This is a genomic window from Chryseobacterium sp. KLBC 52 (assembly GCF_003347605.1).
Lineage (GTDB): Bacteria > Bacteroidota > Bacteroidia > Flavobacteriales > Weeksellaceae > Chryseobacterium.
On sequence record NZ_QDFZ01000007.1, the window covers coordinates 76,766 to 91,768 of the forward strand.

Here is a 15,003-nt window from a genome sequence, read left to right on the forward strand (position 1 = left end):
TTTACTCCTCGCGCCTGGCTGTCACCCTGAGCGTAGTCGAAGGGCCTCCCCTTTGCTGTGGGGTAACCGTTTCTATCGGGGCTAGGATAAGTACAAAAAAAAGTCATCCCGGTTTACAGGATAACTATATATGAATGAGATTGCTTCGCTTTCAGCTCGCAATGACTTGTTGTCAATTATTTCTTAGTCAGTTTTGCTAAGTAAGAATCTTCATCTTTCAACACTCTTTCTATTTTGAAACCATTATTTGTGGCAGCATTTTTCAACGTATTGAAGTCCAGATACAACCAGGTAATGGGTTCTTCAGATTCTCCTTTATAATGAACCACATAATCCAGCTCGCCATAATATCCGCCTGCAGGAATGTATACTCCGCCATCTTTATCACGGTCAAACATATACAGGATATCCGTACTGTCAATTAAAACCTGTCCGCCATCATTCAGTAAAGTATGCAGTTTCTGAAGATAGGTATCTATTTTTGCCAGGCTTTCAAAAACTCCGGTACCATTCATCAATAGTAAAATGGTATCAAAAGTTTCTCCTGAAAAATCAAGCATATTTTCACAAACCGCTTTTTTAATCCCTCTCAGCTTGCAGACCTCAATTGATTTGGGTGAAATATCCAAAGCCGTCACCTCAAGATTTCTTTCATTTTGAAGGTATAAAGAATGAGAACCTGCACCCGCTCCGATATCCAGAACTTTTCCGTTGGATAACTGCAGTGCTTTCTGCTCAATATCATTCATTTCTTCAAAATCTCTGAATAAATAATCCACCGGAAGTTCATCCAGCTCAGAAATTGACGTTTCAGTCTGCAGATCCTCCGGATTTTCATTGTGGTAATAATCCCAGATCGCTCTGCCCATTAAATCTTTCATAGTGCAAAGATACAGCTTCAGAAACTAAAGTTCAAAGTTTGAGATCCAGGTTTTTGAGTTCCTTATTATAACGCAATAGATCGCAATTTTTTTGAGGATGCGCATATTCTTTTAAGATCGCTAAGGCGTTTCACTCAGCAATGAAAAAGTAAATCTCTTAGCTAAATGAAATGCCTTAGCGAACGAAATTATTTTCAAGTAAGATTAAAAAACTTTGCGATCCCAGCGTTAAAAGAATAAATTCAGGTTATCCTATTGACTCTTTCTCTTCATGTCTGTCCGCTTGAGATTCATTTTCTGCTACACCTGCTTTCCAGTAAGAATAAGCGTATAGTTCCTGGGAAGTCCAGTTTTTTTCTTTTCTCAGATAGGTACGGATTTCTTTCACGTTTGAGAATTCACAGGCTACATAACCAAACTTTGTTGATTCCGGAATTTCAATACTTTTTACCGCATTTGAAATTTCGCTGCTAATCTGAGGCTGTGGATTGTGTAACCATTTAAAGTCAATCTGAGCTTTGGTTTCAAGCAGTTGTTCGTCCTCTTTTCCGTGAACTTCAATGATACAAATACCTTTTGCCGTTTCAGGAAGTGTTTCCAAAATAGCGCTGATCACCGGAATAGCTGTAGCATCTCCTACCAGCAAATACCAATCAGCTGCCGGATACAATTCTTTTCCTTCTAAACGCATCATCACTCCAAGCTTTGAACCTGCTTCAGCTTCTCTTACCCATCTGGAGGCTGGTCCACCATCTCCGTGGTCTACAAAATCGATGATCAGTTCATTTTTTTCCAGATCAATTCCTCTGTGGGTATAAGTTCTGATGGATGGAGCCACTTCTTTAGGCGGATACACCCATTGATGATTTTCATCCAACGTAGGGAAATGAATCTCATTCAGTCCGGCCGGAGGAACTGCGATCTTGTTATTATCTCCCACAATGGTATTTTGGAACAAATGAACTTCCGGTGAGTACAAATACACTCTGATAAAATGGTCAGTAATGTATTCTTTTCTGGTGACTTCGGCAACGATCTGCCCTGTTGAAATTTTAGCCATAACTGATTTGTTTAAAGTTAAAATCCGGTTTCCGATTGATTCAGAAACCGGATTTGAAATACAATATGTTTTCAGATCAGGGTATTTTAAATCCCGATCATTTTTTTAAAATTCAAAAGTGTAAGAAAGATTGAATGTTCTTCCTCTTCCTTTATAATTAAACAGTTCCGGAAGTCCGTAAGTAGAATACAATACCTGGGAACGCTTGCTCCAAATTGTCTGATAATCTGTATTGAACAGATTCTGGATTCCTAAATTGAATTTTCCAAAATGGAATCGGTATCCCATCATCAAATCTGAAGTATTATACCCTTCCACTACATTATTAAGCTCGTCTTTCTGCTTGAAATTCTGTAAAGACTGGAATCTGAATGACCAGTTCTGAATATTATACCCGATATAGGTTACCAATTTGGAAGGAGAAGCGTTGTAAATCTCCTGTTTCTGCCATTCTCCCTTATTATCTACCTGAGACTTGATCAGAAGTCCGCTTGCCCCGAAATACACTCCATTATTTAAGGAATAAGAAACCTCAGCTTCAATTCCCATATTTCTTAATTTCAAATCATTCACAAGAATCTGGAACGTCTTTTTATCTACAGCAACGGTTTTGTCTGAGTTACTTAAAAATCCGGCAATCTGGGCTCTTAAACCTCCTTTATTGACACGGTAACCCATTTCAAACTGATTGGTTTTGATAGCTTGAAGAGGCTGTTCTTTCACATTGATACTGGATACTACATCCCAGTTTGTTCCTACCAATTTGTACTGCCCGATTCCATAAAATTTAGCAGGATCAGCTAAGCTTGCTCCCTGGGAAAAAGTTCCCCAAACCTGATGCTGCTCATTGAATTTGTATAATAAACCTGCATTGGCTAAAGTCACATTATAAGAGCTTTCACCTCCGGGAATTGCCGATGCGGAATTTCCATAGCCTATAGCAATCTGTGTCTGCTGCTCTGAACCGACAAAATCATCCATTTTTACATTGATATGCTGATAACGGATTCCCGCATTCAATTGTAATTTTGGAAGAATATTATATTTTGCCTGAACATATCCCGCATAACTCTGTGAATGGTTGGTTGGATATCTTCCCAGACTGTATTTTGTTTCATTGATTAAACCTCCGCTGGACATCGTCTTTGCAATGTCATAAACCGATTGAGTCCCTTCAAATTTTTCAAAATCGAAATCTGCTCCATAAGTAACATTCAATCCTCTCCATGATTTTGACAACAAAGCTTTAATCCCGGAATAGTAAGTATCCTGCTGCGAAGAGGACATATAAGGTATTTTTCCTGACTGTAAAGTAACATTTCCGGGAAATGGATAGAATCCTAATTTTTCACCACGCGTAGCCAATTGTACATATAAATCCTGTCCACCTAAAATTCCGTTTCCATTATACGCTACGGTTGCCATATAACGCTCTGTTCCTACATTTTTATCGGATGAGAAACCGTCTCTCATTTCCAGCAATGAAGCATTTTTGGTAGTAAATGCACTTAAATTTTCACCTAAAAATAAGCTTCTGTCTCCATTAAATTTAGAATTGTAATACTGAACAGAGGCTGTTATTTTATGTTTATTGTTAAACTGATAGCCTCCCGTAGCCAGGATATCAATAGACTGGTTATACTGAAGGTCGGTCTGGGTAATATCGGTAAAAAGCTGTTTCTGATCTGCCCCATACACCCCTCCATTCTGCTGATAAGCTACTCCCAGTCTACCAAAAAACTTTTCTCCTTTTGCAGCAATAGACTGAGCGGCACGGAAATCATGGTCATCTTTTCCCATAAATCCAGTACGTACGCCCAATTCAGTTTCACCGCTGATTCCTTTTTTGGAAGGTGTTTTTGTAATAATATTGATAATTCCACCAGTCGCGTTACCTCCGTAAATTGAGCTTGCTCCTGAAAGCACTTCGATTCTTTCGATGTTAAAAGGATCAATGGCATCCAGCTGGCGGCTTATCGCACGGATACTGTTCAGAGAAACTCCGTCGATCATGACAAGTGCTGAGCGCCCTCTCATATTCTGTCCGTAATTGGTTCTTCCCTGCGGACCAATATCCATAGACGGAATCAGAATCGATAACATTTCTTTGATAGGAACTCCGCTTTTTGCCTGTTCCTGAATCTTTTCTTTCTGTACTACCCAAACCGTTCCCGGAACTTCAGAGATTTTTGTAGGTTTTCTGGAGGCTACGATCACCACATCTTCAATACCTTTAGAGGCAATAGAATCTTTAACGGTCTGGGAAATCATCGCTCCCGAAACCAAAAGACCTATGAATGCATACTGCTTTTTCATTCTTTCTACTCAACGTTTTATAATCTCACAAAGGTAATTCTTATTTAGAAAGAATAAAAATAATAAAATATGAGATTTTCCCTTATTTTATGATAGCAAACGTGTTTTTTTAATAGATTGTTTAATGTTGGATATATTAAACCATTAAGATTCTATAAGAAGTAAAGTGTAGTTAAGATGAATCATTCTGATTTTAAGCTTAAGGCGAAGCCCACCATAATACTCTAAACACCTTAATGGAATCTTAATGTTTCAAAAAAGTTTAAAATTTGACCTCTTCTTAAAGGCGTAAAATCCCAGCCCAACAAAGGACCAGGATTTTACTAGTAAAAACAAGGTATTTTTTATCCTGCAGGTCCTGCTGCATCTTTTATTTCTTCTAATAATTTTCTTCTTTCACGAAGTCTCCTTCTTGCGATAACGGATTTACCTCCCAAAACTCTTATAAATCTGAAATATTGGAATCGTTTTGCTCCGAAATGATGAGTCGCAACATAAATCAGTACTCCAAATCCGGCTAAAATAATATATCCGAATATCTTCTTGGTGGCGATAATAATGGCATTAAGCTGAATGGCTTTCATATTGGCGGCTACATTTTGAGGAGTCACCGTCATTCCGTCCATATAAACGGCAAGATCACCAATTGCTGTCACCTGAAAACGGTATTGAAACCAAGAGTACAGAGTCGAAAAGATTCCTACAGCGAGGAAAGTTCTCCAAACCAGAACAAGTCCGATAGCTGCCAGCATTTCATCCATTTCAAGCTTATCCAGCGTATAAAACCATACGGAAATAAACAGTGAACACATTCCGTAGCCTTTTAAAAACATAGGCAGATACCAGTTGTCATAGCTGAACTCCAATACCATAGAAAAGTACATGATAATAGCGTACCCAACCATGGCGGCAAAACCGGAAAAAATGTACATTTTCAAAGGTTTTTCTTTTTTGAACCAGAAGATGGCTATGATTCCTGCTAAAATAATTCCGGGAATCATTAATAAACTGAGTCTGGTATTGGTCAATTGGTCATATCCTAATACTCCCACTGCAAAAGTATTCTGAATAGAAGCAGTTCCTAAAAACATTCCCAGCCAAAAAAGCATAAATAACCCATTCTGTACATTATTTTTGGTGAAAATTTTGAATGAAAGGTATGGTCTTTTTAAAGTAAGCTGACGGATAGAAAGCAGTGCAAAACTTACAAAAGCAGCAATACTCGCATTCATAATATTCCTGGAATTAAACCAGTCCTGCTGTCTTCCAAATGAATACACATACGCTGAAAACATGAATGTTGAAATGAAAAGCAAAATACTCAACCAGTCGATATAATGCAGAGGAACTTTTAATGCAAAATATTTATTATGCATGAAAATCCAATGGATCAAAGCTAAAATAAAGCATAAAACGGCTGTGAAAAGGTAAAATTGCTGCCAATTGTAAAGAAGGGCAAACTCAGCGGCATAATAGGTAGCCACCTGGTTCATGACCAGAACGAAGGTATAGAAAGCTCCGTAAAACATCCCTCGGTTTCCAATCATCACCATCAGTGGCAGGAACAGCTCTATAGTGACCATCATCTTCATAAAACCGATCACTAAGGAAGTAAAGACGAAAATCATGGGTTGTAAAGTCGTTCCGTTTACATAACTGAGCAATCCTAAAAGTACCAGTAATAAAACCAGCTTATCTCTTACTTTGAATCTCATTTTGATTCTGAGGACCACAGGCATACAAGCTCCCATCCCAATAGTAGTCGCATAGTTAGCCCACATAAAATATTCTGTCATGGCACCCGTACCGCTTACCAGAGAACTGATATTTCCCGTGTACACCCCACCGATAGGCATTACCACGGCAAGCAGTAATACTATCAGCAGCAGCTGTACGGGTTTCGGTACCCAGTCGTTATATAATCCTTTGTTGTACATGTTTTTTTTAGGTAATAGATTTCAGATATCAGATGGCAGACTTTCAACATTCAACCTAAGTTTTCCGTACGCATATGGTCTGGAATCTGATATCTTCCATCTTTTAGTCTTTATTAGTATTCACATTCATATTCATTCCGGCACTCAGTTTATCCAGATCTTCTTTTTTGTTGGAAGCTGTAAACTCTATTCTTACAGGAATTCTCTGTTGTACTTTGATAAAGTTTCCGGTAGAGTTATCTGTTGGCACACTTGAATATCTTGATCCCGTAGCTGCAGAAACTGCTGTGACTACTCCTTCGAATTTTTTACCGCCTAAAGCATCAGCGGTCATGAAAATTGTCTCACCTACCTTAATGTTTGGCATCTGGCTTTCGAGGAAATTGGCAGTTACCCATTTCTGACCATTCAGAACGATCGTTGCCACCTGCTGTCCTGGTTGGATCAACTGGCCTTCAGAAATTGTTCTTCTCCCCATCACGCCATCGTAAGGCGCTGTAATAACAGTATACGAAAGATTGATCCTTGCCATATCCAGAGCAGATTTTGTTCTTTTAATTTCAGCATCATTAATTCCCAATCTGCTTTTCACTTCTGTAGTGGAAAGGTTGGCAGATTGTTTTTGATTCACCAGCGTTTCATAAGCTGCCTTTTGTGCATCATATTCAGTTTTTACCTGATCATACTGCTGTCTGGTAACGGCTTCAGCTGCCAAAAGGTTTTTGTATCGGTTTAAATTCTGCTCAGCATTCCATAATCTGGCTTTTGCTCCAGCAATATTAGACTGCATGACGTTGATATTATTGGAAACCGTGTTCACGGAAGAACTTGTTGCTGTTTTCTGAGCCATTGCATTCTGATAAGCTGCTTCTGCCTGTCCCAACTGAGTAAGAATTTCACGTTCGTCAAGGATTACTAAAGTATCTCCTTTTTTTACACGCTGATGTTCAATGAATTTGATTTCTTTGATATAAGCAGAAACTCTCGTATTGATAGGGTTAATAAATTCCTCTACCTGTGCCGCTTCCGTATAGGTTTTGCTTCCGATATGGAAATATTCCCGGATTAGCCAGAATAACCCGAATCCGATCACCAGAAAAACGATGATATTGGAAATGATGGCTCTGATTTTATTGGTTTTATTTTTCTTTTTTTTATTTTCTACAGCAGATGCTGCCGGAGTTGGTGTTGTATTTTGAGTAGTTTGTCCCTTGTTTTCCATTGTTGATTTTCAGTTTTAAAAATTAAAGTGTTCCCGTAGATTTCAAAAGGTTGTAGTACTGATACAGAACATTGATTTCTGCATTCGCATAATCCAGTTCTGACTGTAGTTTCTGGTTCTGTGCATCAATCATTTCTGCCTGCACAGCCAATTGGTTCAGATACTTGGCTTCTGTAATCTTGTAGTTTTCTTCTGCCAGTCTTTTGGAATCATTCAGAATATCAGCCTGCTGAATCGCCTCCTGATATTTGGTATAGGCTGCATTCACTGCCATATCCACATTCTGCTGTACCAGAGTCATGGCGTCATTCGCCTGATTCTTTTGCAGTTCCCCTAATTTTACTTTTTCCTTTGTTTTAAAAAGAGTATCTATATTATAGCTCAAAGAAACCCCTGTCTGCCAGCCTCCTGAATACATATCCAAAACAGGATTTCTCGTCGTGATCGGTCTTTGCAGTGTATATCCGCCAAATCCTGCCAACGTAGGCGCATTATCGGTTTTTATAATCTCTATATTTTTATCTGCTACTGCAATATTTTTTTGAGCCGATTTCAGTAACGGATTGCTTTCATGAGCAAGGTCTGTATAATATTCCATGCCAATTGCGGATTCTTTATTCTCCAGACTTTCTGTAGGAACAATCTCCGTGTCAGAAGATAATCCTAAGGCAATATTCAGATTATAATTAAGGATTTTCTTATTATTGGTAAGGGTAAGAATTCCCTGGTCCAGGTTTTTGATGGCCAATTCTCCACGAATCACTTCGTTTCGGGTTACCATTCCCTGCTGATAGAACTTCTGAATGTTTTTCAGACGCTCCAGAGCCAGTTTTTTGTTATTCTGAAATACCTCTTCCTGGTTGATGATTTTATAGACATCCAGATAATTGGAAATCACTAAAAATTTAACATCCTGTATATTTTTCTCTAAATCCAGTTCGGAAAGCTGTTCACGAAGCCCCGCCATTTCAATAGATTTATTCACCAATCCTCCTTTGAAGATCAGCTGTGTGGCCTGTACAGCATACGAGCTTCCGTAATGGGGCATAGAAACGTTTGTAGAATTCGAAAAGTCTTTATCAATGGCTACTGCATCTCCTAAATAGAACTGACTTGTAGAAGCTGTGATGGTAGGAAGTTTCTGAAGCTTAACGACATTGGTATTTTGTTTTGCAATACCAATGTTCTGTGCAGAAACTTTGAGCTGCTGGTGATTCTGAACAGCGAGTTCTGCCACCTCACCTGCAGTCATCTGCTTGATCTGTTGTGAAAAAAACAGCGCAGGAAAAGCTGCTATCAATACAGATAGTGCTGTTTTTATTTTCTTTGTCATTTTACCTTGTTTTACAGATGCAAAGTTAGGTCAACAACAAAATCAATCAAATGTTTGATTTTTGGAAAAAGATGTTCAAATGTAAGATTTCAACTTTCAAACTGATGCCTGTACTGCGTAGGGCTTACCTCCAGATGTTTCTTAAAAAAATGAGAAAACGAGTATTGATCGCTGAATCCAAGAATTGAAGAAACCTCCGAAACCGGTTTACTGGAAGAGTTTAAGAGTACTTTCGCCTCATTGATCACAATTAAAGCAATGATCTGGCTTGCAGACTTCCCCGTAATGGTCTTTACTACAGAAGAAAGATGTCTGGTTGTAATGGATTGTCGTTCGGCATAAAACTCGACGGTTCTTTCGGTAAGATGATACTCTGCCAGGTCTGTAAGAAAGACAAATACAATTTCTTCCTGTCTGGACATCTGGTTCATAGAGCTGTTATCTTCCTTGGAAATAATTCCTGCCATCTGATAGCAGAACACGGAGAAAAGGTGCTCCACCATTTCTTTCTTATAAAGCATTTCGGTTTCAGAATCCAGAATGTATTTCAGAAAATTGACGCTTTTCCAGACTACTTCCATTTCATCCTCAGGAAAAGGAACTCCTTTATTCATCTGCTGCCTGAAATATCGATACGTAATCAAACGGTTAAATTTTAATGATAAGGCGGAAATAAATTCTCTTTTGTAAGAAACCATCCTCGACTGAAAGTCATCCGTTACTCCCACCACTTCATAAATGGTTTGCGGATCGGTTACCATAAACATATTGGCAGAAACCTCCAGATCACTGAAGTGCTGACGAAGCTTTATCGTTCCCGATTTAATAAAAATAAAAGCAGGATTTTCGGGACGAAACGGCTTACCCACAGCGATTCGCTCGAAAATATTATGTTCGGTAAAAATATCAACACCAAATTTTTCAAGGGCAGACATAAGACAAATGTAAGCAATCTTACCAGTGATTACAAAATTTTATTATTTTAGCAGGAATCCAATTTCCCTTCAGCATGAGAAAGGTTGATCTATTATTTGCAGAATACAGTAAAAGCCATAGAAACGCGACCAACAAGTTCATTCACTGGATTTGTGTGCCTCTGATTTTCTGGACAATTCTTGGTTTTGCTTCCCTTATTCCCTCTCCCCATTTCTGCGCTTCCTACTTCGGATGTGCAAGTATTATAAGCCTTTTGGTGATTACTCTGATCACTTTATTCTATATACGGCTGTCTTTTTTGATCTCAGTTGTAATGATTGTCATCATGCTTATTATGGAACATTTCATCTATCTGACCAATATCAGATTCGGAAAACAGTCATGGATGATTTACCTTTCCGTATTCATCATCACATGGATTTTCCAGTTTATAGGTCATAAAATAGAAGGAAAAAAGCCTACTTTCCTCAAAGATCTGCAGTTTCTTCTGATAGGACCGATATGGCTTTTAGGCTTTATTCTTAAAAAGACAGGAATCCGATATTAATTTTCCAAAGCATAAACCGCAAAACTGGCCAGCCAGTGGTCTCCACCGTAATTTCCCTGGAAAAGTAATGGTAATCCATTATTGAGAAATACATCAGCTGTTTTCTTAAAATCTTTTTTCAAGGGATGATTAGCCGGAAGTGCGTTTGAAATTCCTTTCATACACCATGCTTTAGAAAAAGATAATCCTACAAGGTGAACGGTTTGGTAATCGCTCAGATCACTTACTACAGGAATTTTCTCAACATTTTCCAGACTTCTTTTTTCATAGAAAGCATTCAGCCATTGTACAAATTCTTTTTGAGGAAGCACTCTTCTCATAAGATCTGCAATTTCAAGACTTGGCGAAAAGAAATCTGAGCCGTCCGGTTCCAGATAAGCAGGCGTTTTCTGATCTTTTAAGAAAAAGTATTTTGCTTTTTCCATCAACTGATTTTCAAACGCTTTATCCTTATTGGCCCTTGCCCAATCTATCGCAAATGCCATAGCAAATGCAGTATTGGGATGAACTCCGGTTCTGTTAGGGTACGTTTGTTTTGGAAGATAGGTCTTCCAGGATTTCAGAATCTGATCTGTAAGCGGCTTCAGATTTTGGTGCCATATTTTAGCTTTCGGATGATCCCAGGTTGTGAGTTCTTCATCCAGTTTTAAGATCCACGCCCAGCCATAGGTTCTTTCAAAAGTTCCTGTTAACTGATATTTTGTAAAGTAATCCGCTTCTGTCTGAAGTTTTTCTTTCTGAAATGATTCATCCAGAATTTTTTCAATCTCTTTGGCATTGGAGAGATTGGGTTTTGTTTTTAAAAGTCTGGTCAGCATCCAATGTCCATGAACTGAGCTATGCCAGTCGAAACATCCATAAAAACTAGGGTGAAGATCTTTTGGAGTTAAAGGAACTTCGCCTGCATTATTGATGATATGGGCAGTTTTATTAGGATATTCCTGGTTGATACAATGAAGAGGTTTATCGGATAATTTCATCGCCATTTCGTCTGTAAGTTTCGGAGCTTCCTGGGCATACATCAGAAATGGAGAAAATGCTAATGCTAAAAGACTTTTTTTCATGAATTAAAAATAGAAATAATTTAGCAGTTCTCGTAATTTTTCAAGTTGGTTTTCCAGCTATTTCTTCTATTTACTGATTTGATATTAAATTTTTTATTTCATTTTAATTTATTAACCCATCTTACCCATCATCATTTTTGTGCACACTTTTTGATCATATCCATAAAAAACTAATTAACCCATGAAAAAAATCATTTTACTGTTATCAGGTCTGATCCTGATCAATTGCAGCAAATCAGGTAGTGAAAAACAGGAGGTAAAAGCCGACCTGATGGAAGTTCTAACTGAAGATAGAGCACCTTCTCCTGCAGCAGCGCCTCCACCTCCACCACTTTCTATCTCTGAAAAGGTAGTTTCTGATGAAAATGGAACCAACAAAGATGTTTACTCTCCACAGAAAACAGATACGATCTCCAAAAAAATTATCAAAAACGGAGATATGAAAATTCAGGTGGGTGATATTAAAAAGACACAGAGCCAGGTCAATGAAATCATCAGAAAAAACAATGCTTATATCCAGAAAGAGGAGTTTCAAAATACGGATATGGATGATAATCTTAGTCTGATCATTCGTGTCCCTCATAAAAACTTTGATGCATTGATTAACTCTTTTTCAGATGGCGTTGGAACCGTTTTGTCTAAAAACATTTCATCTAATGACGTTACTGAAGAATATACTGATGTAGCGATAAAGCTGGCCAACAAAAAGATATATCTTGAAAAATACCGTGATATGCTTAAAAAGGCTTCCACTACGAAAGATATGCTGGAGATCCAGGAAAATATCCGTGAACTGGAAGATGAAATTGATATTGCTGAAGGTAGTCTTCGTTTTATTGATGACCGTGTGAATTACAGTACTCTGAATTTAAATTTATACAAAGAAAAAGTAAGAAGTTCTGCCACTTCAAAAATAGGCTTTGGAAGCCGCTTTATGGATTCTCTGACGGAAGGCTGGAACAGTTTTGTAGTTTTTCTGCTGGGAATGGTTTCGTTATGGCCTTTCTTTTTGCTCATCCCAATTATTATTTTCCTTTGGAGAAAATGGAAATCAAAGAAAAAAAATCAGAATTAAATTATTAAAAATCCGGGCATCGAAGATGCCCGGATTTTCACTGCATTATCTACAATTTAACTATTAAAATGTTCTTTTACTGTTTCGAGTACCTTTTCATCTGGCATTTTCTGTGAGGTCCCCAATGTAATTTTCAAATCTCTGAACTGAGCTGTGTCATGAAGGAAGTGCTTAAGCTCCTCCTGTGTTACACCCGGTCCTGTAATATACACTTCCTGAGAATTGGTCAGTAACTTTTCAATTTCTTTAAAAAACTTGTTTCTGTTGGTGATTTCGGCATTGTTTCCTGCATTCTCACTGGAGTTTCCGTGCTGTATCTCTGCTTTCACCGGTTTGCAAAGGATAAATTCAGAAACATTTTGTGCATCGTGATTCTTGGCTACAATGGCTTTTTCTGTATCAATCCAGATACCCGCTAATTTCTTATCAGACATAATCATATAATTTTAAGTGATAGCTACTAAAAAACAAGAATAATGCAATAGTCTTGTTAAGGGCTGTTAAATATTTTTATAATTTCTGCCAAAAAAGCCATCCACAAAATAAGGATGGCTCTATGAATGTTCAGATGTTTTGCTATTTTCTGATGGTTTTAGTAATACTGCTTCCGTCTTTATACTGAATCTTTACAAAATAGATTCCAGACTGAAGTCGGCTGATATCCATCCTGGTCTTTCCCGTATTCATAAAAGTCATGATCTGAAGTCCATGAGGGGTGATAATATCTACTCTGCTGATTTTATCATAGATGCTTTCAGGAGCAAAAATAATCATATGCTCAGATACGATTACTGAAAGATCATTTTCTTTATTGGCAACAGCTGATGCCTTGCAGTTCTGTCCTTCATTGCAGCCGCTTACAATTTTCCAGACAGCATTATTTCCCGGTGTATCCCCTGGATTTGCGTACCATTTATTCTCCCAGATTTTACAGGCGTGGAAAACCTTTGTTCCCGCTGTTGGATACGTTTTTACCGGATTGTATTCCTCTGCACCGCAGTAGGTAACCGCACCGCCTGATTGGCAGCCTGTTCCTTCAGTACATGTACTTATTTCTTCCCATACCATATTGGTTCCCGGCATTTCTCCTGGATTTGCATACCATTTGTTTTTCCAGATTTTACAGGAATAAAAGACTTTCGTTCCGGCTGTAGGATATGCATTCGCCGCATTATATTGCTCTGCTCCACAATAGGATTGACCATTTCCTGGTGTCACTTTCTTAGTTCTGATTTTTAATTCATTACTCATATCAGAAAACTGATCGTTCAAAGCAACAGATCTTACGGTATAACGATATTCTGTATCTTGTGCCAATCCGGCTCGTAAAAAGATTGTCTGTACGGTCTCTCCTACTTTGATTCCATTTTCAAAAATCTGGTAATTTTTGATGCCTTGTGAGTGAGTAGAAGCCATCCACATAAGCGTAACGGAATTTTCAGTAACTTCCATTGAATGAAGATTAGATGGTGCTGTAGGTTTTTCAAGTGTCCCTTCGGTGTTTGTTTTTACATTGAGTGGCGCGCTTTTTCCTGACGTGAGTCCTGAAGAGCCTTTCGCCTGTATTTCATAGGTATACGTCGTGTTGGCAGTTAAGCCAGTATCCTGGAATGTAGGTATACTTACCTGCTGAATATTTTGTCCGTTGCGGAAAATGTTATAAGATGCTGCATCCGTTTGTGCATTCCAGCTTATTTTGGCAGAAGAACTTGTTACTCCTACCTGTGTTAATCCTGTCGGGGTAGCAGGTGCAGAAACTCCTGTTCCGGAGGTTACGTTAACATCAATTACATTATAAAATGCATTGGTGGTATCTGCTACATCCCAAACTGCTAAAATAACGTGATAGCCGGTACGGCTGGCAGGAACTGTAATCTGATGAGAAACATTGTCCTGCGGCGGCGTTCCATTATGCGTAACTGTTCCGATAAGCTCAAGATCCTGACGGGAAAGCGGTTGATTGGGATTCCAGCCCTGCTTTGTCATATAATAATGCCATTTCGCAGTTGCATGATACGCCGAGTATTTCCAGATAAAGGCATTCACACCAGTGGAAATATTGGTTTTCTTCCAACGGTCAGCAGTCTGAATGTCCAGTGTAGTGTCTCCACCGATGCTTCCATTAGCAGAGGCAATCTTTCCATCAGCCGGTCCCAATGCAGGAAACCCTTTTGGCGCTTCCAGAGATCCCGGTTCATTAATAACAGATCCATAGATGCTAAATGCTGCAGAATAACCTAGTGCAGCCTTATCCAGACTTCCCTGATATCCTCGTGAGGCAGGACTTAGTACATATCCGTGCGCAGACAGATGAATTAAAGATGGTACCAGCATCGTCAGCATCAGCAATAACGGAAAAAAAAATTTGCTTGTCTTCATAATTAAATATTTGGTGTTGATAATATAAGATCAATTCTCTATAAGCTATTTTTTCAAACCTTTTCACTCGACATAAATAAAGAAATGGAACACAAATCAGCTTTAATTCATTAAACAATTTGAATTATAGAATTTTTAATAAAAAGCAAACTAAACAAAAATAATTAGCCAATATTTTAAATTAAAACATAAAATTATAATTCATAACATTTTATCAATAACATATAATCACAATATGTTAAAGCATAAATAT

At 38.2% G+C, this 15,003-nt stretch carries 12 protein-coding genes; 2 read left to right on the plus strand and 10 right to left on the minus strand.

From position 1 onward, the window contains the following. Window positions 1-176 precede the first annotated feature (176 nt). From DDF69_RS09215 to DDF69_RS09245, 7 genes are all read right to left on the minus strand, one after another. Complete coding sequence (locus tag DDF69_RS09215) at window positions 177-881, minus strand: class I SAM-dependent methyltransferase (RefSeq protein ID WP_114820535.1); 705 nt, start codon at window positions 879-881, stop codon at window positions 177-179. 247 nt (window positions 882-1,128) lie between these two features. Beyond that, window positions 1,129-1,941 carry a siderophore-interacting protein gene (locus DDF69_RS09220; RefSeq protein WP_114820536.1) on the minus strand — a complete coding sequence of 271 codons (813 nt, stop codon included), beginning with the start codon at window positions 1,939-1,941 and terminating at the stop codon, window positions 1,129-1,131. Between the two features lie 105 nt (window positions 1,942-2,046). After that, on the minus strand, window positions 2,047-4,257 hold the full coding sequence (locus tag DDF69_RS09225; protein ID WP_114820537.1) for a TonB-dependent receptor: 2,211 nt from the start codon (window positions 4,255-4,257) through the stop codon (window positions 2,047-2,049). A 344-nt stretch (window positions 4,258-4,601) separates the two neighbouring features. Beyond that, a complete protein-coding gene (locus tag DDF69_RS09230) occupies window positions 4,602-6,194 on the minus strand; it encodes an MFS transporter (RefSeq protein ID WP_114820538.1) in 1,593 nt (530 codons plus the stop codon). Between the two features lie 103 nt (window positions 6,195-6,297). Then, the gene (locus tag DDF69_RS09235) at window positions 6,298-7,416 is read right to left on the minus strand and encodes an HlyD family secretion protein (protein ID WP_114820539.1); all 1,119 of its coding nucleotides are present in this window, start codon (window positions 7,414-7,416) and stop codon (window positions 6,298-6,300) included. 22 nt (window positions 7,417-7,438) lie between these two features. After that, window positions 7,439-8,749, minus strand: a complete 1,311-nt coding sequence (locus tag DDF69_RS09240; RefSeq protein ID WP_114820540.1) for a TolC family protein — start codon at window positions 8,747-8,749, stop codon at window positions 7,439-7,441. Window positions 8,750-8,838: 89 nt separating this feature from the next. Further along, entirely contained in the window at window positions 8,839-9,684 is an 846-nt protein-coding gene (locus DDF69_RS09245; protein ID WP_114820541.1) for a helix-turn-helix domain-containing protein, read from the minus strand. Between the two features lie 74 nt (window positions 9,685-9,758). Between DDF69_RS09245 and DDF69_RS09250 the strand changes: the two genes are divergently transcribed. Continuing rightward, window positions 9,759-10,232: a DUF962 domain-containing protein gene (locus DDF69_RS09250; RefSeq protein ID WP_114820542.1), complete on the plus strand. Its 474-nt coding sequence runs from the start codon at window positions 9,759-9,761 to the stop codon at window positions 10,230-10,232. Here the strand turns inward: DDF69_RS09250 and DDF69_RS09255 are convergent. Then, entirely contained in the window at window positions 10,229-11,296 is a 1,068-nt protein-coding gene (locus tag DDF69_RS09255) for a DUF2891 domain-containing protein (RefSeq protein WP_114820543.1), read from the minus strand. The genes DDF69_RS09250 and DDF69_RS09255 overlap by 4 nt on opposite strands. A gap of 181 nt (window positions 11,297-11,477) precedes the next feature. Here DDF69_RS09255 and DDF69_RS09260 point away from each other — a divergent pair, with 181 nt between their 5' ends. Further along, on the plus strand, window positions 11,478-12,371 hold the full coding sequence (locus tag DDF69_RS09260; RefSeq protein ID WP_114820544.1) for a DUF4349 domain-containing protein: 894 nt from the start codon (window positions 11,478-11,480) through the stop codon (window positions 12,369-12,371). A gap of 56 nt (window positions 12,372-12,427) precedes the next feature. Here DDF69_RS09260 and DDF69_RS09265 read toward each other — a convergent pair whose 3' ends face one another. After that, window positions 12,428-12,805 carry a hypothetical protein gene (locus DDF69_RS09265; protein WP_114820545.1) on the minus strand — a complete coding sequence of 126 codons (378 nt, stop codon included), beginning with the start codon at window positions 12,803-12,805 and terminating at the stop codon, window positions 12,428-12,430. A 142-nt stretch (window positions 12,806-12,947) separates the two neighbouring features. Beyond that, window positions 12,948-14,750: a lytic polysaccharide monooxygenase gene (locus tag DDF69_RS09270; protein WP_114820546.1), complete on the minus strand. Its 1,803-nt coding sequence runs from the start codon at window positions 14,748-14,750 to the stop codon at window positions 12,948-12,950. Between the last annotated feature and the right edge of the window lie 253 nt (window positions 14,751-15,003).